Genomic DNA, 24,475 nt, shown 5'->3' on the forward strand with positions numbered 1-24,475 from the left:
GAACGAGTTAAGGGGAAAAAAGTAAGATTGTATCCGCTTAAGTTTATAGGGGGAACCAACGTTGTTGTTGAAAACAGAAGAAACAATGATCCATGAGGGCAATTGCTTATGGATCGTATAAAGGCAAGACAAATGCTGGATTGGCTCGTGTTGAAGCTGAGAATACCCTGGATTGGGACCAGTCTTCTAATCATTCTGGGCTCACTAAGTACTATTTTTCCGTTTACTTTATTCTATGGTGTACAGTTTATGATTGGTAGCGCGGCAGCACTCGTTGCTCTTCGTTTGCATGGGGCCATCTATGGATTTGTCACCCTTACAGTCATCCATCTGCTAAATACCGTCTTTGTCGGCTTTGTGCCGCACAATTTAACTGTCATGCTTGCCCACTTCTTGGAATTAATCTGGATGCTCGTTTGGCAGATCCGTTGGAAGAATGGCAGCTTAATCAAGGCTAATGCAGTCTTTTGGGTAGTCATGTTACTTCCAGTTATCTATGCCGGGCATTTTATGTTGGGTTTAAATATAGACGATTTGAAGTATGAGTATATGTATATTGCTGTCATTGGTATGGTGAATGCGCTGATCGCGGGAATTGTAGTCGATTTCTGGATCACCACGGGTGAACACAAATCAAAGCGGACGGGAACCATCCCACTAACAAGAATTGCGTTTAAATACGTAGTCGCCTTTGTGGTATTTGTTTCTCTCGTACTGTTATCCGCAGATAGCCGTAGACAATTGGGTCAAATGAATGATGCCATATTACGTGATATGAAATATGCAGCGACTGCGGTTGTTCAGGATATTGATGAAGAGTATGTTACCTCCGAGAACATGGATCAGAATATGGCGCGTTATCATCATCTACTGGGTGTGAATGTGATTCTGCTGAATAGGGATGATACAGTCGTTGCTTCTGGATTGAACACACTTCAGGCGGGCGATTACCTGGACATGGACAGATTCCGTCTTCTGAAATCAAGGGATAACCTTTTTCTGTTAAGTTCCGCAAATATCCATTACAGCGATGTATTGAATCACTGGAAACAAGCCTCTTTTATCTATGAAGCAGAAATGACAAATATAACACCTTATCGGGTATTCATTGTGACCGACTCGTCCAATTATTACCCCCGAATCGAATCCATTTATCTGACCACGCTGCAATCCCTGTTCATCATCATCGTGGCTTCCATGATCGTAGCGGCTCCCCTCAGCAGTAAAGTTGTTAGCCCATTGTTAAGACTGACCAGGATGACAGGCTCTCTTCCGAGACTGCTGTTTCGAAATGGGAAGATGGAGTGGCCAACCAGTCATGTAACCGAAGTACAGATTCTGATTGGTAATTTGCGCAAAATGGCTGATGTGCTGCTGGAACAATTCGAACAGATTCGTCACGACAAGTTAACGCTGGAGGACAGGGTTATTGAGCGTACCAAGGAACTCAAGAACAGTGAAGAGGTCAAACGTGCCATTATTGAATCCTCTATTGATGCGATTATCGCTGTGGACTCCAGTGGGCTGATCGTTGAGTTTAATCCGGAGGCTGAAAGAATGTTTGGATTGCGTCGGGAAGAAGTGATTCTGCACAAGGAAGCGCCGACTCTTTTTCAAGGGGCCAGCTGCAAGGAGATCAAAAATTTGCTGGAGCGATTTGAATATGTTGAAGGTAAAAGATACACCATCGTTGAAGAAATTTCAGGTATCCGACGGGATGGTTCCGTATTTCCGATTGAGTACAAAATTGTTGAGATCCAGTTGGGCAAAAATGAGACATTATATAACCTGTTTATTAAGGATATTACGGAGCGGACCAGAGCAGAAGAAGATCGTGTACGTCATGCCCTTGCGCTGGAGAAGCTGAACTCGGAGTTGTTCAATGAGAAGATTGCCATTCAGGAACAGCGAGATATCAGTGAGCAATTTATTGAATCCGTAAGAGAAGGGCTCGTGATGTCTGATCGATCAGGGACCATAACCATCGTCAACCGAAGGATAGAAGAGATGTTTGGTTTGGGTGATTTTATGGGCAGATCCATTGAAGATTTGGCGCAGGCAATTGATACGATGGTATTAACGGACAACTTCAATCTGATGGAACAGACGAGAGCATTCCTGAATGGAGAAACAGCGTTTATCGAGACCGAATTTATATTCAATAATGTGGATAAAAGTGTGTTTTCCTTATACATGAAGCAGATGGATGTCCCGGGTAAAAACCATGGGTTTCTGCTGGTGTTCCGTGACCGGACAGGAGAAGAACGGCTGGATCGGATGAAAAATGAGCTGATCAGTGTGGTATCTCATGAGCTTCGAACGCCTGTAGCCACCATTATGGGATATGTGGAATTAATGATGATGTATGATCTTCCAGCAGCTCAGCAGCGGGAATTCATGCAGACCATCTCTTCGGAGGGCAAGCGGCTGAGCAGTTTGCTCGATGATGTACTCGATATTCAGCGCCTCGACAACGAAGGTATGACTTACCACATGACGTATGTGCCGCTGATTGAGTTGGTAGAAGGGGTTGCGGAACAGTGGAATATGAAGTCTGCCCAACGTATCTACGTGCATACGTTTAATGGAGACTTTTTTGCTTATGCTGACCAGAACAGGATGGTTCAGGTTCTGCATAATCTGGTGGGCAATGCAGTCAAGTATTCGCCGGGAGCCGATCGTATCGATGTTACGTTATGGGAAGAAGAGGAATGGTTATGTCTTGATGTGCGTGACTACGGAATAGGTATTGCGGAGCAAGAGAAGGACATGCTGTTCAACAAATTCTATCGAGTCGATAATTCGGATCATCGGCAGATTGGTGGAACAGGAATCGGGTTGTACATTTCCCGTAAAATTGTAGAGGATCACAAGGGTACGTTGACCTTTATATCTGCACCGGGCAAAGGAAGTACGTTCAAGGTTCGACTGCCCAAGCAGGACGTATTGGTGTAGATTTAAGGATGGATGAAGAAATGTATTTCACTTTTTTATGAATAATAATAATTATGTATGAGACCTACGGATAGAGCCTTTGCCCTTCAGCGTGTGAGCGTGATAAGGGGAAAGGCTTTTTTTGTTTTTCAATTTCCCCGGATAAAAAAACAACTTCTTTTGCAAACTGTCTATAGAGCCATAATTTGCATCCCATGCAAAAGGAGGACGGCAGGTATATGTTCCGTAAACAAGAGAAAACACTCATCATCGTCTGTCTGGTTGCAGCTGTGGTTGTGCTGTATGCCGTTGTGAAGAGCATCATCCGAATCATGAGTTATTGAGATACACGTTCAAGCAGAGTAACTGCTGTGGTACATAACGATTATGTGAAAGAGGAGTGTAACCATGTCATCCCTGGACCCTGTTTTGCTCAGCCGGATACTAACCGGTCTTACCCTGTTTGTGCACATTATTTTTGCCTCTATTGGTGTAGGCGTGCCACTTATGATTGCCTTGGCCGAGTGGCGAGGACTCCGAACCAATGATATGCATTACACCTTGCTGGCACGCCGGTGGGCGCGAGGTTTTGTCATCACCGTTGCCGTTGGCGTCGTTACAGGCACCTCGATCGGATTACAGCTCAGTCTGCTGTGGCCGATGTTTATGCGGGTAGCGGGCCAGGCAATCGCCCTGCCGCTGTTCATGGAGACGTTTGCCTTTTTTATAGAGGCGATCTTTCTTGGGATTTACCTCTATACGTGGGATCGTTTCAAAAAGAAATATACGCATATGCTGCTGTTGATTCCGGTAGCTCTCGGCTCATCTGCATCTGCGATTTTCATTACGACGGTCAACTCCTTCATGAACCAGCCTCAGGGATTCACCCTGATTAATGGCATCATGAAGGACATTCATCCGATTGCTGCCATGTTGAATCCGGCAACGCCAACCAAAGTGTCCCATGTACTCGCCTCATCCTACACCTTGAGTGCAGGTATTCTGGCAGGGATCGCAGCCTTCAGTTTGCTTCGGGGACGGGATCATGTGTATTACAAAAAAGCACTGAAACTCACGACGGTATCTGCGCTTGTATTTGCCATCAGTACCGTCATGATCGGCGATTCCTCTGGTAAATTTCTGGCGAAATATCAGCCGGAAAAGCTGGCTGCCGCAGAATGGCATTTCAAGACGATGAAAGAGGCACCGCTCGTCTATGGGGGTATTTTGGATGAGAACAATGAGGTGAAATACGCCATTGAGATTCCCTATGCTCTTAGCATTTTGGCGGGTAATCGTCCAGATACGGAAGTAAAAGGGCTCGAAGAGTTTCCTGCGGATCTGAGGCCACCGCTGTCCATTCATTATATGTTCGACCTGAAGGTCACAACGGGAGTAATCATCCTGATGATTCCTGTGTTATATGTTCTGCGGCGCTGGTTGCCCGGGCGCAAACCATATCCCAAATGGCTGTTGCTCGGCATTGTTTTGCTGGGGCCTCTGGCCATGATTGCGATCGAGCTGGGGTGGATGTTCGCTGAAGTTGGCAGGCAGCCTTGGATCTTACGCGGGTATATGAAGGTGGCGGAAGCAGCCACGACGTCAACTTCGGTAGGCTGGATGTTAGTGTTGTTCATCTTGCTGTATCTGATCCTGTGTTTCTCGTGCATTCGGGTACTCAGCAAGCTGTTCCGTAACAAGGAAGCAGAGAAGGAACTGGAAACGCTGGGGCTTGAAGGAGGGATCGTGCATTGAGTTTCGAAATTGCAGGCATCGCAATATTGTGGACGTTTTTGTTCGGTTACCTGATCGTTGCTTCGATTGATTTTGGCGCCGGGTTCTTCAGCTTTTACAGCATCTTGACCGGGCACGAGAACAAAATTCATAACATCATTCAGCGCTACCTGTCTCCCGTGTGGGAAGTGACGAATGTGTTTTTGATCTTTTTTGTGGTTGGACTGGTCGGATTTTATCCGGACAGCGCCTTTTATTACGGGACAGCCTTGCTGGTACCGGGTTCCCTGGCCATTGTACTGCTTGCGATCCGGGGCGTATATTACGCCTACAATACCTATGGCAACCATGGGCAGAACAGCCGGATCTACATGGCATTGTACGGAGCGACGGGGTTGCTGATTCCGGCCGTATTTTCAACCATTTTGGCGATATCCGAAGGTGGGATTATTGAGCAGGTGGGCGATCAGGTGTTTTTTCGCTGGCGTGAATTTTTGACGAATCCCTATACCTGGTCGGTTGTTTTGCTTGCACTGGTTAGTGTGCTATACATCTCGGCGATGTTTCTATCCTATTATGCAAAACGGGCGGGGGATGAGCCAGCATATGAGGTGCTTCGAGAGTACGCGCTGCTCTGGAGTTTGCCTACCATTTTTGCGAGCTTTCTGGCTTTTCTGCAGATTAACAAACAGAATCCCGAACACTTTGAGCAGATGGTGAATATTTCGTGGATGTTCATCGCTTCGTTTATTTGTTTTGTCATTGCCGTGTCGCTGGTGTGGAAAAGTAAATATCTAGGTTGGTGCTTTGTCGCTGTCATGCTTCAGTTTGCCTTTGCCTGGTATGGTTACGGGCGATCCCACCTTCCGTACATTCTGTATCCTTACATTAATATTTACGACAGCTTTACGAATCGGACGATGGGAATTGCGCTCATTACAGCGTTTAGTTTGGGGCTACTTGTGCTCATTCCTTCGCTTGTGCTGATTATGAAGCTGTTCCTGTTTGATGCCAATTATGTGCGCGGTAATTCTGGTAAAAAGAAAGGATGAGTCTGTTCATGCACCCAAACATGTTCTTACTCATGACTCCCTTGCTGGATCCACTATCTACTGAGGGAGTCACGGGGATACCCGGTATAACCGGATTGAGCTTTTTTGAGACATTCACCATTATGTACGCCCCTCCACTGATCATTGCGGCTGCTATTGTCTTTCTGTTTGTATATCTGGCGGTATGTAAGAACCCAAAGGATTGATTGGTTGGTGCGTCCATTCCCGTTTGGGGTAATCTTTTGTTAAGAAATGAGGAAGGGAGGAGGGCCCTTTCATGCCGAAAATCCGTTATAACAATATCGATAATGTAAGTACGGACAAAACGCTGAAGGAATTCAAGCAATGGAGGGAGCAGCGGCGCAATAAAGTGAAGGACTACTCCTACACCGTGCCCAAACACCCGCCTGAACTGGATTATCTGCATGCCAACCGGGATGACACAAGTATTACCTGGATTGGTCACTCCACGTTTTTTATTCAATATTATGGATTGAACATCGTGACTGACCCAGTGTGGGCCGAAAAAATGGGATTTCAACGAAGGCTCGGTGCCCCCGGCATTCCGATTCAGGATATTCCGCCTTTGGATGTCATTCTGATATCCCATTCCCACTATGATCATCTGCATCTGGCTTCCTTGCGCAAGCTGATTACAGCCAAGACGTTGCTGATCGTACCCGATGGTCTGAAGCGCAAGATGATTCGCAAAGGGTTCCATCGATGTCAGGAGATGAAATGGTGGGATCATATGACACTTGGCGGAGTCAAAATAACTTTTGTCCCTGCACAGCACTGGACGCGCCGAACGTTGTTTGATACCAACACGTCCCATTGGGGCGGTTATGTATTGGAATCAATCCATCCTGCAACGACTTCAGCAGCGGAGAGTGCTGCAACAACGAGCAATCAGGATGAGTCATCCACGGAATCAGGGAAGAACGAAACATCCAAAACTTCAGGCGGTCCGCCTGTGTTGTATTTTGTGGGTGATACAGGTTACTTCCAGGGATTCAAAACGATTGGAGAACGCTTTGACATTGGTGTTACCCTGATGCCTATCGGTGCCTACGATCCGGAGTGGTTCATGACTTCTCAGCATGTGACACCTGAAGAAGCACTGCAGGGGTTCGTTGAATCCGGTTCACAGCTCATGGTGCCAATGCATTACGGCACATTCAAGCTGGCGGATGATACGCCCAAGGAAGCACTGGATCGGCTGGAAGTTGAACGTGAACGACTAGGCATTGGTAAAGAGCGGATTAGGGTGCTTGGTCATGGCGAGACGCTCCGCATTCACCACGAGAAAAACAAACAGGACTAACAAAAGCGAGCCAAATATGTTAATGTAGGGATATGCCTGCATGAACAGTACATTTACCAAATCTTTAATAAGTAAAAAGCGGCCAATTTTCGAATTTGCCGCTTTTTTGTGTTATAATATGGTGCCAGAATAGGCATCGGGATATTGAATCCATGATTTACGCAACTTGCTATTCATGCAGTATGCAGATTAACCAATAAAGGATGGTATGCTTAATGATCAGTACAAGCGGCATCACGCTCCGCTACGGAAAACGTGCACTTTTTGAAGATGTAAATATCAAATTCACACCAGGAAACTGTTACGGCCTCATCGGCGCCAATGGAGCCGGTAAATCAACATTCTTGAAAATTTTGTCCGGTGAAATTGAATCAAACTCGGGAGAGGTGCACATCACCCCGGGCGAACGTATGGCCGTTTTGAAGCAAAACCACTTTGAATATGATGAGTATCCGGTTCTCGAAACCGTAATTATGGGTCATAGTCGTCTCTATGCCATTATGAAAGAAAAAGATACGCTGTATGCCAAAGCGGACTTCACTGAAGAAGACGGCCTGCGTGCAGGTGAGCTTGAAGGTGAATTTGCCGAGTTGAATGGCTGGGATGCTGAGCCGGATGCAGCGGCACTCCTGATCGGTCTGGGTATCGACCGTGACATGCACGATAAGAAAATGAATGAACTAAGTGGTAACGAAAAAGTTCGTGTCCTGCTTGCACAAGCATTGTTTGGTCGTCCAAACAACCTGTTGCTCGATGAGCCTACCAACCACTTGGATCTCGAATCCATTCAATGGCTTGAGAACTTCTTGATGGACTATGAAGGTACTGTTATTGTGGTATCCCATGACCGTCACTTCCTGAACAAAGTATGTACGCACATTGCGGATATCGACTTTGGTAAAATCCAGTTGTACGTAGGTAACTATGACTTCTGGTACGAGTCCAGCCAATTGGCACTTGCGTTACAACGTGATGCCAACAAGAAAAAAGAAGAGAAGATTAAAGAGCTTCAAGCCTTTATTCAACGTTTCTCGGCGAATGCCTCGAAATCGAAACAGGCGACTTCCCGGAAGAAACAACTCGACAAAATCACGCTGGATGACCTTCGTCCATCGAACCGTAAATATCCGTTTATCAACTTCAAACCTGAGCGTGAAGCCGGTAAACAATTGTTGACCGTAGATCGCATCAGCAAATCCATTGATGGTGTGAAAATGCTGAATGATATCAGCTTTGTCGTGAACAAAGGGGATAAAATCGCATTTGTTGGCCCGAACGGGAACGCCAAGTCACTGTTGTTTGATATTCTTATGGGTGAAACGGAATTGGATAGCGGCGAATACACTTGGGGTGTAACTACAACTCAAGCTTATTTCCCGAAAGACAACTCCAAATATTTTGACGGTGTAGACATGACTCTTGTGGATTGGCTCCGTCAATATTCCAAAGATCAGGATGAAACGTATCTGCGTGGATTCTTGGGACGTATGTTGTTCTCAGGTGAGGAATCCTTGAAAAAGGCAAGTGTACTCTCCGGGGGCGAGAAAGTTCGCTGTATGCTGGCGAAAATGATGCAGACTGGTGCTAACGCATTGATTCTGGATGAGCCTACGAACCACTTGGATCTCGAATCCATTACAGCGCTGAACAATGGTATGATTGATTTTGACGGCACCATGCTGTTCACATCCCATGACCATCAGTTCATTCAAACCATTGCTAACCGGATTATCGAAATTACGCCGAATGGCATCATTGATCGCCAAATGAGCTATGACGAATATCTGGAAAGTGATGAAATCAAAGAACTGCGCAATAAAATGTATCCGGTAGAAGCTTAAACCAAGCATCACCTACTGCACATTATTATAGGAACACCAAAGAACCGCAAGCCTCTGTGAAGAGGGCTTGCGGTTCTTTTTGTAATTCAATGGGTTTCTCTGCGGCTTTAAGACCTAAGATCCACCAGTACGGCGACGTTGGTTGTTAGGCTTCTTGTTGTTTTGACTCTTCATCGCTTTAGGTCCGCCTTCAAAGTAGGCGCTGGATTGGTTACCGGAATTTGCTTGTTCTTTCTTTTGCGCCAGCTTTTGGCGTATAGCATCCTGCAAACTGACCTTTTTCGGTTCGTTATTTTCGCTCATCGTTATTTCCCTCCCGGTCTTACAGTGAGCCGTCCAGATTGGACGGGATGTACCTATTTTATACGTTTTATAAAAGCCCCACAAGGGCAACCTGATAAAATGCTCAAAACCTTTGGTTTTACCCAGGCCAACATTTTTTCTCATTAACTACAGCCCTGCCGTCTGGCAACTTTGTTTCGGCTTGCCTACAGCAATGCAGCCTGGCAACACTGTTTCTGTAGACCCACACGCTCCGCATTTGGTAACATGGAAAAACCGTAATACGAAACGTTAAAGGGGTGTCGCCCGGTTTGAACGCTTATGAAGAAATTCGAAAAGGGGAGCGAGGGGCTTGGGTTAGTATCGTAGCCTATCTCGTCTTATCCGCCTTTAAGCTGATCTGTGGATATTTATTTGCTTCCAGTGCCTTGCTGGCTGATGGTTTCAATAACCTTACGGATATTGTGGCATCCGTTGCTGTATTGATTGGGCTTCGAATCTCCCAGAAACCACCTGATTCGGATCATGCCTATGGTCATTTTAGAGCGGAGACGGTTGCTGCCTTGGTGGCTTCATTTATTATGGCTATGGTTGGGCTGCAAGTATTGGTTGAAGCCGTTCGCTCCTGGTATGAAGGAGCCTTTGTGGCTCCCAACCTGTGGGCGGCAGCGGTGGCTGTAGTCTGTGCTGTGGTGATGTTAGGCGTATATCGTTACAATCACCGTCTGGCTAAACAAATTAATAGTCAGGCTCTGATGGCAGCGGCGAAAGATAATCGTTCGGATGCCTGGGTCAGCATAGGCGCTGCAGTTGGAATTATAGGTGCGCAGTTTGGACTTCCATGGTTGGATAAAGTAGCTGCCATTGCTGTAGGTCTGTTGATCTGCAAGACGGCTTGGGAGATTTTTCGGGATTCTACACATCGTCTTACCGATGGATTTGACCAGAAGGAACTGACGGATCTCAGATCCTCAGTAGCACGTGTTCCCGGTGTTGAGATGATCAAGGATGTGAAGGCACGTGTGCATGGCAGTCATGTACTTGTGGATGTGGTCATTGAAGTGGACGGAAGTTTAAGCTTGATTGAAGGCCATCAGATCTGTGACCGAGTGGAAGAGCGTTTGAAGCGATCGCATAATATCATGCATGTACATGTACATGTGGAACCGAAGACAGAAGAAGTCATAGGGAACACTTGAACAGGGCGTGAACATCTTGGAAAATCAAAAGAGGACAGCCGCGATTGTGCGTGCTGTCCTCTTTACTTATCGTTAGAACGATTATACGATGTTACTGAATGGCAACGTGGATCCACGCTTTGCCTTTCCAAGTGTACACTTGCACCCACTCGCCACCGTCGAATCCGTCAACCACTTCACCTGTTGTATCGATGACTTGGGAGCCTAATGCACCGATTGGTTTACCGTTAGGTGCATCATAGAACCAAGTGCGCTCCAGAAGGTTCAGCAACATTGTAGGTGCCAGTACTTCATCGCCTGGTTTTACGAGTGGCTCTTCAAACATTTTGTCATCTGTAGTCGTAGCTGGTGTTTCAGTTGTAGTTGAAGTACCTTCTGCACCTGTAGTGTCTGTTGTTGTACCGGTTACTGTCTCAGCAGTACCTTCTACTGTGTCTACAGCAGGTTTGTTCACTTCAACAGCCGGAGTTGTTGTTGTCGTTGTCGTCGTAGCTTCTGTTCCTTTTTCCGGAGTCACCGTTCCGGTAACCGCTTCCTCAGCACCTGCAGCGGCAGCCATCGAACCCATCAACGTTAAAGCAGCGGCGAAACTTACGATTTTTTTCATTTTTTTTCCTCCTCGGTTTGTTATGTAATTTGTTGTCCTGTGTTAAAAGTAACCAAGCAAGCTACCTTATGAATCACAAATTATAACAATATTTTCTTGCATTCTCCAGTGTCAACTGGATCATATGTGGGTATATAGCAAGCCTGTAAATATCATACTTCGGTGGGATAAAACCGGGTTGGCTATCTCAAAAAGGTCCTGTTTTTTTTAAATTCATGGGAGAGCAGCTTGGAATAAAGCAGGAAGGAGTGCAATACATAATATAGAAAAGTTGACCTATGCCTAAACGCACAAAAGCCAATCGGCTGGGTAGCACGATCGGCTTTTGTATGTATTCGTTAATATTGCTCAGTCATATCAGAGCCTGAGGTTATCGCATTCGGCTGCGTCCCGTAATCAGGGAGATTACGAACAGTACAACAAAGATGAAGAAGAGTACTTTCGCGATTGAAGCAGCTGCTTCAACAATACCGAAGAATCCAAAAATACCTGCTACCAGTGCAATAATTAGAAATAATACAGACCATTTCAACATAAGTATTCATCCTTTCGTTTACTTGATTGTGGAGTGAGTTGTGTTCACCTCACCGCCTTGTGTAGTCTAACTTTAACCGGGGGCTATCCTGTTGAAACATTGGTTTTTTTTCCAAGCGAAGGCATATATGAAGGGATATATAATTTTGTTTCGTCCGGGAAATCGCCGGGTAACTATAGCAATAACAAACTGATGCACATATGGAAAGTGAGGTTCTTCTATGATCTATCAAATTAGCGTGGCCCTGATTGCAGTGGCATTTGCAGTACTGGTTTTCTTTTTAATTCGTACCTTGAAATCCGCTCAGGGTTCTTTGGACAATGTCTCACAGACATTGCAGGAGGTACAGAAAACCATTGATGAACTTAGTTATGAAGTGAAGCAGACGGTAAGGCATGCCAATGATATTACGGTGGATGTACAGCACAAAATGAAAAAAATTGATCCTGTTATGGAATCTGTTGAGAATCTGGGAGAAGTGTTGAATGAAGTGACGGCAGCAGCCAAACAAGTCTCCACAACGCTGATGGCGAAATTTCAGACCAAACGTAACAACGCTGAACAGACGAAGCATGCTGAAGCGGTTCATGTAACTGCACCACCTGCTACATCAACGGATCGTACCCTACAATCCTATGAAGCTACATATAATGGTGAAGCTAAGGGCGGGAAAAACTGGATGAAGTATGTTGATGTTGCAGCGAATGTATGGCAACGGATGCGCAAGTAACATGACCGCTTTGTAACCCATGAAGAAGCCTTCAGAGCGGTGATGAACCTGATGAAAGGGTGAGAATCATGATGAAACTACTGCTTGTGATGTTTAGCGTAATTTCTCCCTTTTCCGTTCAACCGGCAGCGGTACCCGCTGCTCACGATATGCAATGGACGGCAATGGAAGAGAAGGCGTCAGAGGTAACTCTGGCTGTTGATCGATCCGAGACTTTCCAGCATTTTCGGACTCTGAATGGCATTTCTCTGGATGACACCATGGATGATTTGTTGGCCAAAAAGGGCCAGCCGGGGCATAAGCAGGAAGATCCTTATCTGGGGTGTCCTGAATATCACTTTCATGATGTGAAGGTTGGTTTGTGTGAAGATACGGATGTCATTCAATATGTGCATATCGATGCATCTGAGAATCACATCATGTTAAACGGAAAGAGAATTGAGATGAATATTGAAGCGATCCATCATGCTCTAGGGAAACCTTATTATGTGGCAGAGGACGGAGAAGTGTTTCTACGTGGAGATCAGGCTCTGAAGGTATATATGAAGTCAGGATCTCAGCAGATTGAAGGCATTGATCTTTTTGATGACACAGTTTCCTAGGATTGGTTATTAACGAATCGTTTCAATCCCATATAGTATGGTTATATATTAAGTAGCTCGATACAGAAGATTAAATCAGAGGAGAGTGGAAACGATGAATTCAACCAATGAGCAAGCTTATGCAAAAGTGGTAGAAAACGGAGTCCAGGCGGTAGAAGCGGTGAAAGAATTGCAGATTACCGGATACCTTGCTGATCAAATCTTTGTTCTCGCCCATGAGAAGGATCGTACAGATCGCATTGCTGATACAGCAGATGCCAAAGAAATTGGCATAAAGGAAGAAGGCGTATTTGATTCCTTGGCGAATTTGTTCCGCTCACGTGGTGATGAGCTCCGGGCCAAAATTGTTTCGATGGGCTTTACCGAAGCCGAAGCTGACTTCTACGAGAGTGAGTTAGACAAAGGTAAAGTACTCGTAATTGCCAAAAAGAAAGATTGATCCATATAACAGTGCAAATGGAAGTTTGCTGAACAAGACAAGCTTCTGTATCACTTAAGTAAAATGCTTAATCAAAAACATAGATAAGGAATGGGGCTTTCCCCATTCCTTATCTATGTTTTTGCAAGTTTGGAAGCGGGATCAGAACGCTGCAAAAACAGGGTAACAAGCGGGCTATTTCCCCTGCGATGGTGCCATTTACTGATAGAGTTTTTTTGTTTTTACGATTATAGTTATACTAGGAATTATTATGTCTACTGCCGTTTTGTATGCAAAATTTGTATAATCAACGTTCGTTTTACCTTAATAAGAATCGACAAACCCGGACGCCACAGATAAGGAGATATCAATGAGAATACTTATTGTTGACGACAATCCGACGAATGTCATTATCATTCGAGAAATTCTGAAAAAAGAGAACTATCGTGACATTGTAACGGCGAGTTCCGCCATGGAAATGTTTGAAGTGTTGGGAATTGGGGAGGAAAGCAACGAACTTCGTCCAAAACTGTCGGATATTGACCTGATTTTGCTAGATATGATGATGCCCGAGATGGACGGTATCGAAGCCTGCAGTATTGTGCAGAAATTTGAGAACCTGAAGGATATACCGATTATTATGGTGACTGCCATCGGAGATTCCAAGAAACTTGCCGAAGCATTGGATGCTGGTGCATCTGACTATGTGACCAAACCGATTAATAAAGTCGAACTGATGGCCAGAATTCGACTCGCACTTCGTTTGAAACAGGAGAAGGATTGGCATAAAGAGCGTGATCAACGTATTCAGGATGAGCTCAAGTTGGCAGCAATGGTCCAAAATGCTGTTTTAAGTCCGGCAATTAGGGACCCGCTGTTCCAAGTGCATGCCATCTATAAACCATCCTTTGAGCTTGCGGGTGATCTGTATTCTTGGTACCCCCTTGGGGAAGGCCGTTACGGAGTACTGCTGCTCGACATGATGGGACATGGGATATCTTCATCCTTGTTTACGATGTTTATCGCTTCCGTGTTGAAAGATACGGTTACCACTTATGTGGATCCAGAGAAGGTCATTCAGGAGTTGAACCGTCGTTTTAACCAGCTCCATCTGGAGAAACAATTGGTGCAGTATTATTTTACGGCAATTTATCTGGTCGTTGATACACGGATGAAGCGCATTGATTATGTTAACGCAGGGCATCCACCTGCTTTATTTTTCCGAAACGACGGCAGTGTGACCACATTTGACAGCGTCTGCTGTCCTGTCGGTTTATTTGACAAGATGGATATTGAACCACAAACGATCCATTATGAGGGTGACGGGCATATTGCACTCTATACGGATGGATTATTGGAAGCTGTTCAGGGCGGGCAGGAGGAACAACATGAATTCCTGATCGAAAAACTGACCGGCTCGCATCAGTGGAATGAAGCTGCCATGCAGGCCATGTTTTTTGACGACGAAATTCCCCAGGAGCGGGATGATGATAAATGTCTGGTCTGGATTACTCTGGATAAAGGGGCGGGGGATGAATGAAGATCAGGAATAAACTGCTGATTGGTTTTACCGCTCTGATGGCTATTCTGATCGTGCTCACATTTGTGAGTTATGAACGGCTAAACAGCAGTAATCAACAGATTGATCAGATGTATCAGGAACGTTATCTCAAAGTAAGGTTCACTTCTGCTGCACGTGGAGAAGTTAACGATATTGCCAAAGTGCTGGCTAACTTGTTATTAAATCCGAACAATTCGATCAGTGCTGCTGAAGGTGACCTGAAGGAGATGAAGGATCGGGGGGATGGCTACCTCGCAGAAGTGAGAAACCGAGCAGACAGTGCACCTGAACATCAATTGGTGGATCGTGTGAATACGGCGTGGACCGCTTATACTTCTTATGCAACGAGACAGATCAACCTGATGTCCCAAAGCAGGGTAGAAGATGCGAATAACTACCGCAATTCAACAGGACTCGCGGTGCAAAAAGAAGCTGTTGATAGTTTGAATGCTCTCTCCCGTTATCAGGACCAAGAGATTGATGCTGAGATCAAGAACGCTAACGCAGCGTATACGAGAGCCGTACAGATCACGATAAGTATCATGATTGCGGGGTTGTTGCTTGCATTGGGTGTCATTATGTGGGTGCTGCCGAGTATTACACGGGGTCTGAACACTGTATCTATGATGATTACCAGCTTTGGTAAAGGGCGTTACCGAACCATTCGGCGCATACAGGTCAAATCAACCGATGAGATTGGTCAGATTGCCAGTGTGTTCAAAGATGTATCCAGTGATCTGGAAGAAAAACTGGAGATCGAGAGGGCTTATGTACAGGCTCAGCAGGATCAAAACTGGATGAGTTCGAATATTGCAAGAGTCCCGGAGCTGCTTCGGGGGATTGGCTCCATTCGCCAAATATCACAGATGTTTATCAGTGAATTCACACCTGTGCTTGGCGCTCAGTTGGGTGTCGTCTATCTGATTGATGAGGAGAAACATCCCGACGAACTGAGACGTTACGGTGCATACGCATTTGAAGAGAACGAAGATGTTGGTAAAGAAATGTATCGCATCGGTGAAGGCCTGATTGGTCAAGCCGCGCTGGATATGACACCGATTATTCTGGAAAATACGCCTGAAGATTACGTGCATATTGGTTCAGCTTCAGGCTCAACACGTGCTGCGGGTATCATGATCTATCCTGTCGTGTTTGAAGATGAACTGATTGGTGTAGTTGAAGTGGCTTCCTTTGAAGGGTTCAACGAACTTCACAAGCAGTTGTTCACACAACTGATTATGAACCTGGGCGTAATTTTGAACAACGTTCGACGTCGTCTGCGTGTGGAGGAGCTGCTGCGTGAATCCCAGGCATTAACTGAGGAACTGCAGGTTCAATCAGAAGAATTGCAGACACAGCAAGAAGAACTCCGTCGTTCCAATGAGAATCTGGAGGAGCAGACAGAAGCGCTTAAACGTTCCGAGGAATTGTTGCAGCGTCAGCAGGAAGAACTGGAGCATTTCAATACGGAGCTCATGGCCAAGACGCGTGCGCTTGAAGAGCAGGTGCGTGAAGTCGAAGAGAAGAATGACGAAATTGAGAAAACAAAGACACAGTTGGAACAGCAAGCTACACAGCTGTCGATGACAAGCAAGTACAAGTCCGAATTTTTAGCGAATATGTCACATGAACTCCGTACACCATTGAACAGTCTACTCATTTTGTCCCAGTTATTGTCGGAGAACAAAGGTGGAAATCTGACTGACAAACAGCAGGAATATGCGCAAACCATCTACATGTCGGGCGCGGATCTGCTGAAGATGATTGATGAGATTCTGGATCTGTCCAAGGTGGACGCAGGTAAGATGGATATCAATTATGAGACAGTTCGAATGGAAGAGCTGACCAGCTTTGTTCAGCAGAACTTTGGACCGATGGCGAATAAAAAGGAACTTAGCTTGAATATCGATTTCGACAGCAATCTGCCGGAATGGGTATACACCGACAGTCATCGCGTCAAACAGATTTTACGGAATTTGTTGTCGAACGCCTTTAAGTTTACCAATCGGGGTTCGGTTAGTCTGATTGGACGACGGATGAAACCGGAAGAACTGCCGGGTTATATGAACACCAATCAGGAATATCTCGGATTTAGTGTAAAAGACACCGGCATTGGTATTCCATCGGATAAGACGGATCTGATCTTTGAAGCGTTCCAGCAAGTAGACGGGACTACAAGCCGGAAATACGGTGGAACTGGCCTGGGATTGTCCATTAGCAGGGAGCTGGCACGTTTGCTTGGTGGCGCAATACAGGTGGAATCATCCGAAGGGGAAGGTAGCTGCTTTACCTTGTATCTGCCGGATAATCATGAAGAGGAAGCCCTGGCAGAGGAAGGTGCTTCAAGAGAAGCGGCTGTATCCTCAGAGGATCTTTATGAACAGTCCATCGAAACACGGACCATGCTCTCAAGTCATCAGTCCATTCTCTCTCCTGATCCGGAGCGTAGCGTGGGTAAAGATCTGTCTCCTTCCCATACTCCAGATGTCACGCAGATCGAAGATGATCGTGAGAATATCATGGAAGGCGACAAAATTCTCCTCATCATTGAGGATGATGTGAACTTTGCACATATTTTGATGGATATGGCGAGAGGAAGAGGATTCAAAGCACTTGTTGCCCTTCAAGGTGATAAAGGACTTGAAATGGCACGTCAATATCTGCCGGATGCCATTATCCTGGATATTCAACTGCCGGTGATGGATGGTTGGACCATTCTGGGCGAGCTGAAGAGCAGTTCGGCAACACGTCACATTCCGGTACATGTGATTTCAGTCATTGATGATATGAAGCAAGGGCTGATGATGGGTGCCATTGCATATCTGAAAAAACCTTCGAGCAAGGATTCACTGGATAAAGCATTCTCGCATATCAAATCATATACCGAGAATCAATTGAAACGACTGTTGATCGTCGAAGATGATGAGATTCAGCGTAAAGCCATTATTGAATTGATTGGTCATGATGATGTTGCAATCACCGCTGTATCGACAGGTAGTGAGGCTTTGAATGAATTACACAGCCAGCGTTATGACTGTATGGTACTGGATCTGATGTTAACGGATATGACCGGGTTTGAGTTGCTCGACCAGATTCGCGATGATGAATATCTGAACGATCTGCCGATTATAATTTATACAGGCAAAGAACTGGATTCCAAAGAAGAAATGAAGCTGCGCAAATATGCGGAATCCATCATTATCAAGGATGTGAAGTCACCGGAACGTCTGCTGGATGAGACCACTTTGTTCCTGCATCGGGTAGAAGCCAATTTGCCGGAAGACAAGCGTCGAATCTTACAGAAACTACACAACAAAGAAACGTTGTTTGAAGGCAAGAAAATATTGCTTGTAGATGACGATATCCGTAACGTATTTGCCCTTTCAAGTGTCCTTGAAGGCTATCGGATGGATGTGACGTTTGCTGAGAACGGCCGAGAGGCTTTGGAGATTTTGGACAAAAATCCTGAATTTGATCTGGTACTGATGGATATGATGATGCCAGAAATGGACGGTTATGAAGCAATGACACGAATCAGACAGATCCCGCAGTTTGAAAAGTTGCCGATTATTGCGCTCACGGCCAAAGCGATGAAAGAGGATCGCGGTAAATGTATTGAGGCCGGAGCATCTGATTATGTGAAAAAACCGATCCAGACCGATCAATTGTTATCCCTAATGCGCGTATGGCTGTATTCGTAAGTTCATTATTCGTATGCTCATTGTTTGGGTAATGAAAGACAATACGACGAATACGCAAGTAACAAATGAAGAAGTGGAGAGAACTTATGACACCGTGGGAACCTACCGAGACGGGGGCAGATTTGGTCCGTATGCCGCAAGATGAAGAACGCGAGCTGATCGAGATTGAGTTGCTGTTGGAAGGCATGCACCGTTTATATGGATATGATTTTAGAAACTATGCACTGCCATCCCTGAAACGAAGAATCTGGCATCATGCACATGCTGAAGGTGTTAAAAGCATATCCGGCTTGCAGGAACGTGTTCTTCATGACCGTTCCGCGTTTGACCGTTTTGTACAGAACTTATCCATCCCTGTAACGGAAATGTTTCGAGATCCTTCGCTTTTCCGAATGTTTCGGGAACAGATTATTCCTATCCTGAGAACCTACCCGTATATCCGAATATGGCATGCGGGATGCTCTACGGGAGAGGAAGTTTATTCCATGGCAATCATGTTGCATGAGGAAGGACTGTATGACAAGGCAAGAATCTACGCAACGGATATGAATGATCGTTCTTTGCAACAGGCCAAAGAAGGCGTATACGGTATTGAGAAAATGAAACTATTTACTACAAATTATTTGGAGGCAGGGGGTACCAGAGCCTTCTCCGAGTACTATACAGCGAAATACAATTCGGTGATATTTCATCCTTTTCTAAGGAAGAACATCATTTTCGCCGAGCACAACCTGGCAACAGACCGGTCATTTAACGAGTTTAATGTTATCTTTTGCCGTAATGTCATGATTTATTTTAATGATGAACTGCGGAACCATGTGCATGGGCTGTTTCATGAGAGCTTGAGCCACTTTGGTATTCTGGTTCTGGGGTCGAAAGAATCGATACATTTTACAGAGTTCAGTGATACCTATGAGCCGTTAGACCGGACCGAAAAAATATACCGGAAGATCAAATAGGGGGTTAGGGTTAGCCATGGGGCTCAATGAACCAATCCACATATTATTGGTAGATGACCGCCCTGAGAACTTGCTTGCTCTTGAAGCAGTTCTGGAATCGGAACAATATAAACTCGTTAAGGCAACTTCCGGAGAAGAGGCACTCCGCTGTCTGCTAAAAGACGAATTTGCGGTTATCGTTCTCGATGTGCAGATGCCTGGAATGGACGGAATTGAGACAGCAAAGTTAATTAAGGCACGGGACAAGTCCAAGGATGTGCCGATTATATTCATCTCTGCGAATAGTAGAGAAGCGGAGCACTTGTTTGCCGGATATTCAGCCGGGGCCATTGATTACATGGTTAAGCCATTTATTCCTCAGATTTTGAAATCCAAAATCGAGGGCTTTGTGGAGATGTTTATCACCAATAAACGTTTGAAGACACAGACCATGCTTCTTCACCAGAAGACACAGGAACTGGAGAAGATGAATCAACAACTCATTCAGGCTAAAGAAGAAGCAGAAATTGCAGCCAATGCAAAGACTGAGTTCCTGGCAATGATGAGCCATGAGATTCGTACACCGATGAACGGAGTTATCGGCATGGTTGATCTGCTGATGGAGACGGAACTGAGGGAAGATCAGAAGGAATATGCAGACATTGTTCGTCGCAGTGCAGATGCACTCGTTACGGTTATCAACGACATTCTTGATTTTACCAAGATGGAATCCGGCAAAATGGAACTTGAAGAGCATCCTTTTGAACTTGTCTCCTGTATTCGGGAAGTGTTGGGATTGTTTGCTGCAGAAGCAGGCAAAAAGAATCTGGAACTGGATTATTTTCTGGAAGATTCTGTCCCTGAATTAATCTATGGAGATATGGCAAGGCTACGTCAGGTTCTCTTGAATCTTATTGCCAATGCAATCAAATTTACTGACCAGGGTGGAGTATATCTGATCGTGTCAGTGAATGAAGAAAAAGACGGACAAATAGCATTGGAGTTTGCTGTTAAAGATACCGGGATAGGTATCGCTTCAGACAAAGTTGATCGCCTGTTCCAGCCGTTTTCCCAGCTGGATACATCCATGACACGTAAATACGGTGGAACTGGCTTAGGACTGGCAATATGCAAGACTCTGGTTGAAATGATGGGTGGACAGATCTATCTGGATACAACAGAGCAACGGGGAGCGACGTTTGTATTTACAATTCAGGCGAAACGTTATGTAGAAACTGAACTGGTCCAGAGGAACGGGGAAGAGAAGCCAACGGATGTGAAAAATGAGAATAAATATCCTACGGTATTAATAGTGGATGATCATCCTATTAACCAGAAGTTGATGGCGATTATGCTCGGTAAGCTTGGGTTGCTCTCTGACATTGCTGAAGATGGGCAGAGCGCACTTGATATGGTAAACGGCAGCCGTTATCCCTATGACTATGTGTTTATGGATCTGCAGATGCCTGTTATGGACGGTTTGGAATGTACACGGCGGATTCGAGAGAGTCTGTCCCAGTCTGATCAGCCAATCATTATAGCCATGACTGCTAACGTGATGGAAGGTATTCAGCAGCGCTGTATTGCTGCCGGTATGGATGATTATATTAGTAAACCGGTGAAAATGGGCAATGTAAAACAGAAAATAGCCCAGTTTCAGAAACAACGACAAATGCTAGACCCAGGCCCTTCAGCCATGAATCAGGCCAATTGAAACATTTGCCAAACTTCTTTTTGTTTCACTCGTGCTGAAGTTGGGTTATTAGGTAAGGAAACCATTGATCAGGAGAGAGATGTCTAATGAATACAAATAAAAGTGAAAAATTCAATGCAAGAACTGAAACTCAGGACGGCGTATGCACGGTGTATCTGACTGGCGAACTGGATTTGTCGGTTGCTCCTGACTTCCGCTTGGTGATGGAGCCGCTCGTGGATAACAAGGAACAGGATCTTGTAATCAACATGAAAGAATTGAAGTACATTGATAGTACAGGGATTGGTATCCTGTTATCTGTTCTGAAGGCAAGACATGGAATGGAAGCTCGCTTTGAAGTACAGGAAGTTCCTGCGCAAATCCAGAAACTTTTTGACATGACGGGCATCGCCAAATTCTTTGTCACACAGAAGAATTCCCAATAGGAAAGGATCGAAAAAGGAATGAATGCAGAAGTTCAAAGAGTCACCCTTAATTTACCGGCGACAGCTGATTACGTTGATATTGTAAGACTTAATCTCTATGGAGTTGCATCCAAAATGGGATTTTCTTATGAAGACATTGAGGATATGAAAGTTGCTGTATCCGAGGCCTGTAACAACTCTGTACTGTATGCCTACTCACACGAAGGCGGCATGGTAGAAGTTGTATTCGAAGTGGATGGCGAAACATTGTCCATTACTGTCAAGGACGAAGGTGCCAGCTTCGAGAACATGAACCCTGCTGTGTCACGCGCTGGTCTTCACGACAAAGAACTGACAGAAGCACAGATTGGCGGACTTGGGTTCTACCTGATGCAAGCCTTGATGGACGATGTCAGTGTGGAAAGTGAGACGGGCAAAGGTACGAAAGTAGTACTCGTAAAACGTCTTGCAAGAAGTGAGGAGAAAGTATGAATGAAAAAGTGACTCCCCCAGAGTCCATGTCTGAAGCTATAGGTTTGATCTGGGAATACCAGCAGACCCAAGATAATGAAATTGCAACAGTTCTCATCCGTAAATATGAACCGATGGTCAAGATGGCAGCAGGTAAAATCGCTCGGAATCGCCCCGATCTATACGAAGATTTGTATCAGACCGGGCAGATGGCCTTGATTCGTTTGCTTAAGCAATACGATATCAACTTGGGTATTCCGTTTGAACCTTATGCCATGAAGAGCATGATTGGTCATATGAAGAACTACTTGCGAGACAAATCCTGGTATATTCAGGTGCCCCGGAGGATTAAGGAAAAGGGAGCACTTGTGCAACATGCCATTGATGAGTTAACCGTGAAATTGGAGCGCTCACCCGGTGTGAATGAAATCGCTGAATACCTTGATTTGACTGCAGAAGAAACGATTGAAGTTCTGGCTGGTCGGGAATGTTATCACTATGTATCACTTGATTCTCCTTTATCTCAGGATGACAGTGCAGCTACATTGGGTGAACTGATCAGTGCAGATGTTAACGACTATGATTCGGTCGAAAAACGGATGGACTTGCAACAGGCATTGGGACAATTGAAGGAACAAGAACAACAGGTACTTATTCTAGCATTCCAGGATGGCCAATCTCAGCGGGCAATTGCCCAGAAGCTTGGTGTTTCACAGATGAGTGTATCTCGGATTCAGAAACGTGCTACAGAGAAATTGAAACAGATCATGTCGAATGCTTCAATGTTATGAAAAATGGAACCCTAATGTTGTTGAGTACGGCATAAAGAAGGACACGTCATTGCACTGAAATGCATACGTGTCCTTTTTGGGATCAAAAAAAAGATGTGTATGCAATGAACGAACATAAGTGCAGGAGTGGATAAAGTGATTGTGAACCATATCAAGTTGGAAGCCCGCCGTGACAAGTTAAATTGCTCGGACCATTGGCAATGGTGGGATTGGGTTGCACCTGACACCGATAGCATGAAGGATGCTGTGAAGGAGCTGACAGAGGCATTTCCGGATATGCAGTATTGGCTTCATAAAATTCCGGAAGTTGAATCGAATTATCTGTCTGTGCGTTTTGTGAATGGTACAGAACCAGTTATATTTGGTTCATTGTTGTATGCGATCAAGAATGAGAGAGATGACCAACGCCAAGATAATCAGATGTTTTTTTATGTCGATTGCAATAACCTGGTTACTTTAAATATGGATGACAATACCCGAGGGATTATGAAGACGGATGAACGAGCGTATATGTTACAGCAATGTAGTGAGGCCAGGGACGGAATGTTTGTACTTTTTCGAGCTATCCTGCATTACTACCATGTGGGAATGGATCATTTTGAGATGAACCTGCGTGATCTGGAACGGAAGATGGAATCCCGCAATGCTCGCACCTTGATGGACCAGATTCTCGCTGCTCGATTTGAATTATTGTATTGGAGTAACCTGTTCATCCCTTATTCGGAACTGATGGCCGCTTCACATGAGGCTTACCTTGATGAAATAAATGAGAATCGATACTTCCAACAGCTCCAACATCGAGTAGAGCGAATGGAACGATTGTTTAGTCATTACGAGAAAGAGATCGATACATTAATCTCCATTGATAATGCAATCTCCGGTGTACGTGGCAATGAGATCATGAAAACACTGACCATTGTTACCGCTGTGTTCATACCCGCTACAGCAGCTGGCGCGATATGGGGGATGAACTTTGAGAACCTGCCCTTTATTGATAAATCATGGGGAGTTGTACTGGTCCTTGTTGTTATTATCTTAAGCATGATCAGCATGTATGTATGGCTGATGATGAAAGGCTGGACAGGAGATCTGCTCAAAGTGAAATCCTCACAGCCTTCAGCTGAAGAGACAGAGAAAAAAGGAGCAGCGGAAAAACGTAAGGGTAAGCCTACTGTTGGTTAGTCCTCTTAGTTTCTTTGTTTCTTAGTTTTTGTAATCTTCAATATAACCAAGCAAGTCAGCGATATATTGGCCCACAATCGGCATATTCACGAATTGGCTGAGAATGAATGCCAGCAAACCGAGAACAACAAAGGTACCCACAGTCAGACCGAGACCTCGTGCCATGCCTGCTGTAAAGTTGGTAATAATCCGCTTTTTAGGACTGCTGTAATTCTCAATAATATCCTTAATCTGTGCTCTCTCCAGACTGTCTGCAATCTGGTCCAGACGGGTGTTCAATCGCTTTACCTCATGACGCAATTCAAACGGATGCTCGCTTGTATCATACTGCTGTGCCGGTGTTCCTCCCGTAATTGGAGTATTACCGTTAATTGTAACTTTACTCATGTTATTCGTCCTCCTCAACTCACATTGGATAAAAAATAGCCAGCTGGAGTGCAGCTGGCTATTGGTCA

22 protein-coding genes are annotated in these 24,475 nt (G+C 45.1%); 18 read left to right on the forward strand and 4 right to left on the reverse strand.

Translation table 11 applies throughout. The features are described 5' to 3' along the window. Window positions 1–108 precede the first annotated feature (108 nt). The 6 genes from MKX68_RS15730 (at window position 109) to MKX68_RS15755 (ending at window position 8,885) form a co-directional block, all read left to right on the forward strand. Entirely contained in the window at window positions 109–2,955 is a 2,847-nt protein-coding gene (locus tag MKX68_RS15730; protein WP_340912805.1) for an ATP-binding protein, read from the forward strand. A 387-nt stretch (window positions 2,956–3,342) separates the two neighbouring features. Continuing rightward, on the forward strand, window positions 3,343–4,689 hold the full coding sequence (locus MKX68_RS15735) for a cytochrome ubiquinol oxidase subunit I (RefSeq protein ID WP_338588552.1): 1,347 nt from the start codon (window positions 3,343–3,345) through the stop codon (window positions 4,687–4,689). Continuing rightward, window positions 4,686–5,720: a cytochrome d ubiquinol oxidase subunit II gene (locus MKX68_RS15740; RefSeq protein WP_307416099.1), complete on the forward strand. Its 1,035-nt coding sequence runs from the start codon at window positions 4,686–4,688 to the stop codon at window positions 5,718–5,720. The genes MKX68_RS15735 and MKX68_RS15740 overlap by 4 nt, the downstream gene beginning before the upstream one ends. Before the next feature lie 32 nt (window positions 5,721–5,752). After that, complete coding sequence (cydS, locus tag MKX68_RS15745) at window positions 5,753–5,926, forward strand: cytochrome bd oxidase small subunit CydS (protein WP_340912807.1); 174 nt, start codon at window positions 5,753–5,755, stop codon at window positions 5,924–5,926. Window positions 5,927–5,997: 71 nt separating this feature from the next. Then, window positions 5,998–7,044: an MBL fold metallo-hydrolase gene (locus MKX68_RS15750; protein WP_340912810.1), complete on the forward strand. Its 1,047-nt coding sequence runs from the start codon at window positions 5,998–6,000 to the stop codon at window positions 7,042–7,044. A 215-nt stretch (window positions 7,045–7,259) separates the two neighbouring features. Beyond that, window positions 7,260–8,885 carry an ABC-F family ATP-binding cassette domain-containing protein gene (locus MKX68_RS15755; protein ID WP_091038559.1) on the forward strand — a complete coding sequence of 542 codons (1,626 nt, stop codon included), beginning with the start codon at window positions 7,260–7,262 and terminating at the stop codon, window positions 8,883–8,885. A 114-nt stretch (window positions 8,886–8,999) separates the two neighbouring features. Here MKX68_RS15755 and MKX68_RS15760 read toward each other — a convergent pair whose 3' ends face one another. After that, window positions 9,000–9,188, reverse strand: coding sequence for a hypothetical protein (locus MKX68_RS15760; protein ID WP_017692261.1), 189 nt, complete (start codon window positions 9,186–9,188; stop codon window positions 9,000–9,002). A gap of 290 nt (window positions 9,189–9,478) precedes the next feature. Between MKX68_RS15760 and MKX68_RS15765 the strand changes: the two genes are divergently transcribed. Next, the gene (locus MKX68_RS15765) at window positions 9,479–10,366 is read left to right on the forward strand and encodes a cation diffusion facilitator family transporter (protein WP_338588549.1); all 888 of its coding nucleotides are present in this window, start codon (window positions 9,479–9,481) and stop codon (window positions 10,364–10,366) included. A gap of 91 nt (window positions 10,367–10,457) precedes the next feature. Here MKX68_RS15765 and MKX68_RS15770 read toward each other — a convergent pair whose 3' ends face one another. Further along, window positions 10,458–10,973 carry a hypothetical protein gene (locus MKX68_RS15770; RefSeq protein WP_340912812.1) on the reverse strand — a complete coding sequence of 172 codons (516 nt, stop codon included), beginning with the start codon at window positions 10,971–10,973 and terminating at the stop codon, window positions 10,458–10,460. A 370-nt stretch (window positions 10,974–11,343) separates the two neighbouring features. Continuing rightward, window positions 11,344–11,508 (reverse strand): DUF1328 domain-containing protein, encoded by a 165-nt coding sequence (locus MKX68_RS15775; RefSeq protein ID WP_017692264.1) that lies wholly within the window; start codon window positions 11,506–11,508, stop codon window positions 11,344–11,346. Between the two features lie 220 nt (window positions 11,509–11,728). Here MKX68_RS15775 and MKX68_RS15780 point away from each other — a divergent pair, with 220 nt between their 5' ends. From MKX68_RS15780 to MKX68_RS15830, 11 genes are all read left to right on the forward strand, one after another. After that, entirely contained in the window at window positions 11,729–12,238 is a 510-nt protein-coding gene (locus tag MKX68_RS15780) for a DUF948 domain-containing protein (RefSeq protein WP_036606976.1), read from the forward strand. 68 nt (window positions 12,239–12,306) lie between these two features. Continuing rightward, window positions 12,307–12,840, forward strand: a complete 534-nt coding sequence (locus tag MKX68_RS15785) for a hypothetical protein (RefSeq protein WP_091019329.1) — start codon at window positions 12,307–12,309, stop codon at window positions 12,838–12,840. Window positions 12,841–12,934: 94 nt separating this feature from the next. Then, window positions 12,935–13,279 (forward strand): general stress protein, encoded by a 345-nt coding sequence (locus MKX68_RS15790; RefSeq protein ID WP_017692267.1) that lies wholly within the window; start codon window positions 12,935–12,937, stop codon window positions 13,277–13,279. Window positions 13,280–13,628: 349 nt separating this feature from the next. Beyond that, the gene (locus MKX68_RS15795) at window positions 13,629–14,798 is read left to right on the forward strand and encodes a PP2C family protein-serine/threonine phosphatase (protein WP_340912817.1); all 1,170 of its coding nucleotides are present in this window, start codon (window positions 13,629–13,631) and stop codon (window positions 14,796–14,798) included. Further along, window positions 14,795–18,520, forward strand: coding sequence for a response regulator (locus MKX68_RS15800; RefSeq protein ID WP_340912820.1), 3,726 nt, complete (start codon window positions 14,795–14,797; stop codon window positions 18,518–18,520). Before MKX68_RS15795 ends, MKX68_RS15800 begins: the two co-directional genes overlap by 4 nt. Window positions 18,521–18,606: 86 nt before the next feature. Further along, on the forward strand, window positions 18,607–19,479 hold the full coding sequence (locus MKX68_RS15805) for a CheR family methyltransferase (RefSeq protein ID WP_074096446.1): 873 nt from the start codon (window positions 18,607–18,609) through the stop codon (window positions 19,477–19,479). Window positions 19,480–19,495: 16 nt separating this feature from the next. Further along, window positions 19,496–21,172: a response regulator gene (locus MKX68_RS15810; RefSeq protein ID WP_338588544.1), complete on the forward strand. Its 1,677-nt coding sequence runs from the start codon at window positions 19,496–19,498 to the stop codon at window positions 21,170–21,172. A gap of 86 nt (window positions 21,173–21,258) precedes the next feature. Then, entirely contained in the window at window positions 21,259–21,597 is a 339-nt protein-coding gene (locus MKX68_RS15815) for an STAS domain-containing protein (RefSeq protein ID WP_340912822.1), read from the forward strand. A gap of 18 nt (window positions 21,598–21,615) precedes the next feature. Beyond that, window positions 21,616–22,068 (forward strand): anti-sigma B factor RsbW, encoded by a 453-nt coding sequence (gene rsbW / locus MKX68_RS15820; protein ID WP_062836469.1) that lies wholly within the window; start codon window positions 21,616–21,618, stop codon window positions 22,066–22,068. Then, window positions 22,065–22,838, forward strand: coding sequence for a sigma-70 family RNA polymerase sigma factor (locus tag MKX68_RS15825; protein ID WP_047841571.1), 774 nt, complete (start codon window positions 22,065–22,067; stop codon window positions 22,836–22,838). The genes rsbW and MKX68_RS15825 overlap by 4 nt, the downstream gene beginning before the upstream one ends. 135 nt (window positions 22,839–22,973) lie before the next feature. Further along, window positions 22,974–24,020, forward strand: a complete 1,047-nt coding sequence (locus tag MKX68_RS15830) for a magnesium transporter CorA family protein (protein ID WP_445671121.1) — start codon at window positions 22,974–22,976, stop codon at window positions 24,018–24,020. A 21-nt stretch (window positions 24,021–24,041) separates the two neighbouring features. Here MKX68_RS15830 and MKX68_RS15835 read toward each other — a convergent pair whose 3' ends face one another. Continuing rightward, window positions 24,042–24,407 carry a DUF5665 domain-containing protein gene (locus tag MKX68_RS15835; RefSeq protein WP_017692276.1) on the reverse strand — a complete coding sequence of 122 codons (366 nt, stop codon included), beginning with the start codon at window positions 24,405–24,407 and terminating at the stop codon, window positions 24,042–24,044. Window positions 24,408–24,475 lie beyond the last annotated feature (68 nt).

Source organism: Paenibacillus sp. FSL M8-0212, assembly GCF_038004645.1.
Lineage (GTDB): Bacteria > Bacillota > Bacilli > Paenibacillales > Paenibacillaceae > Paenibacillus.

Bases quoted from the DNA above. Each gene is read 5' to 3' on its own strand.
- MKX68_RS15780 (WP_036606976.1), top strand. From the start codon at position 11,729: ATGATCTATCAAATTAGCGTGGCCCTGATTGCAGTGGCATTTGCAGTA.
- MKX68_RS15775 (WP_017692264.1), bottom strand. From the start codon at position 11,508: ATGTTGAAATGGTCTGTATTATTTCTAATTATTGCACTGGTAGCAGGT.
- MKX68_RS15815 (WP_340912822.1), top strand. From the start codon at position 21,259: ATGAATACAAATAAAAGTGAAAAATTCAATGCAAGAACTGAAACTCAG.
- MKX68_RS15785 (WP_091019329.1), top strand. From the start codon at position 12,307: ATGATGAAACTACTGCTTGTGATGTTTAGCGTAATTTCTCCCTTTTCC.
- MKX68_RS15825 (WP_047841571.1), top strand. From the start codon at position 22,065: ATGAATGAAAAAGTGACTCCCCCAGAGTCCATGTCTGAAGCTATAGGT.
- MKX68_RS15750 (WP_340912810.1), top strand. From the start codon at position 5,998: ATGCCGAAAATCCGTTATAACAATATCGATAATGTAAGTACGGACAAA.
- MKX68_RS15790 (WP_017692267.1), top strand. From the start codon at position 12,935: ATGAATTCAACCAATGAGCAAGCTTATGCAAAAGTGGTAGAAAACGGA.
- MKX68_RS15770 (WP_340912812.1), bottom strand. From the start codon at position 10,973: ATGAAAAAAATCGTAAGTTTCGCCGCTGCTTTAACGTTGATGGGTTCG.
- MKX68_RS15835 (WP_017692276.1), bottom strand. From the start codon at position 24,407: ATGAGTAAAGTTACAATTAACGGTAATACTCCAATTACGGGAGGAACA.
- MKX68_RS15805 (WP_074096446.1), top strand. From the start codon at position 18,607: ATGACACCGTGGGAACCTACCGAGACGGGGGCAGATTTGGTCCGTATG.
- MKX68_RS15810 (WP_338588544.1), top strand. From the start codon at position 19,496: ATGGGGCTCAATGAACCAATCCACATATTATTGGTAGATGACCGCCCT.
- MKX68_RS15730 (WP_340912805.1), top strand. From the start codon at position 109: ATGGATCGTATAAAGGCAAGACAAATGCTGGATTGGCTCGTGTTGAAG.
- MKX68_RS15795 (WP_340912817.1), top strand. From the start codon at position 13,629: ATGAGAATACTTATTGTTGACGACAATCCGACGAATGTCATTATCATT.
- MKX68_RS15735 (WP_338588552.1), top strand. From the start codon at position 3,343: ATGTCATCCCTGGACCCTGTTTTGCTCAGCCGGATACTAACCGGTCTT.
- MKX68_RS15800 (WP_340912820.1), top strand. From the start codon at position 14,795: ATGAAGATCAGGAATAAACTGCTGATTGGTTTTACCGCTCTGATGGCT.
- MKX68_RS15760 (WP_017692261.1), bottom strand. From the start codon at position 9,188: ATGAGCGAAAATAACGAACCGAAAAAGGTCAGTTTGCAGGATGCTATA.
- cydS (WP_340912807.1), top strand. From the start codon at position 5,753: ATGACTCCCTTGCTGGATCCACTATCTACTGAGGGAGTCACGGGGATA.
- MKX68_RS15755 (WP_091038559.1), top strand. From the start codon at position 7,260: ATGATCAGTACAAGCGGCATCACGCTCCGCTACGGAAAACGTGCACTT.
- rsbW (WP_062836469.1), top strand. From the start codon at position 21,616: ATGAATGCAGAAGTTCAAAGAGTCACCCTTAATTTACCGGCGACAGCT.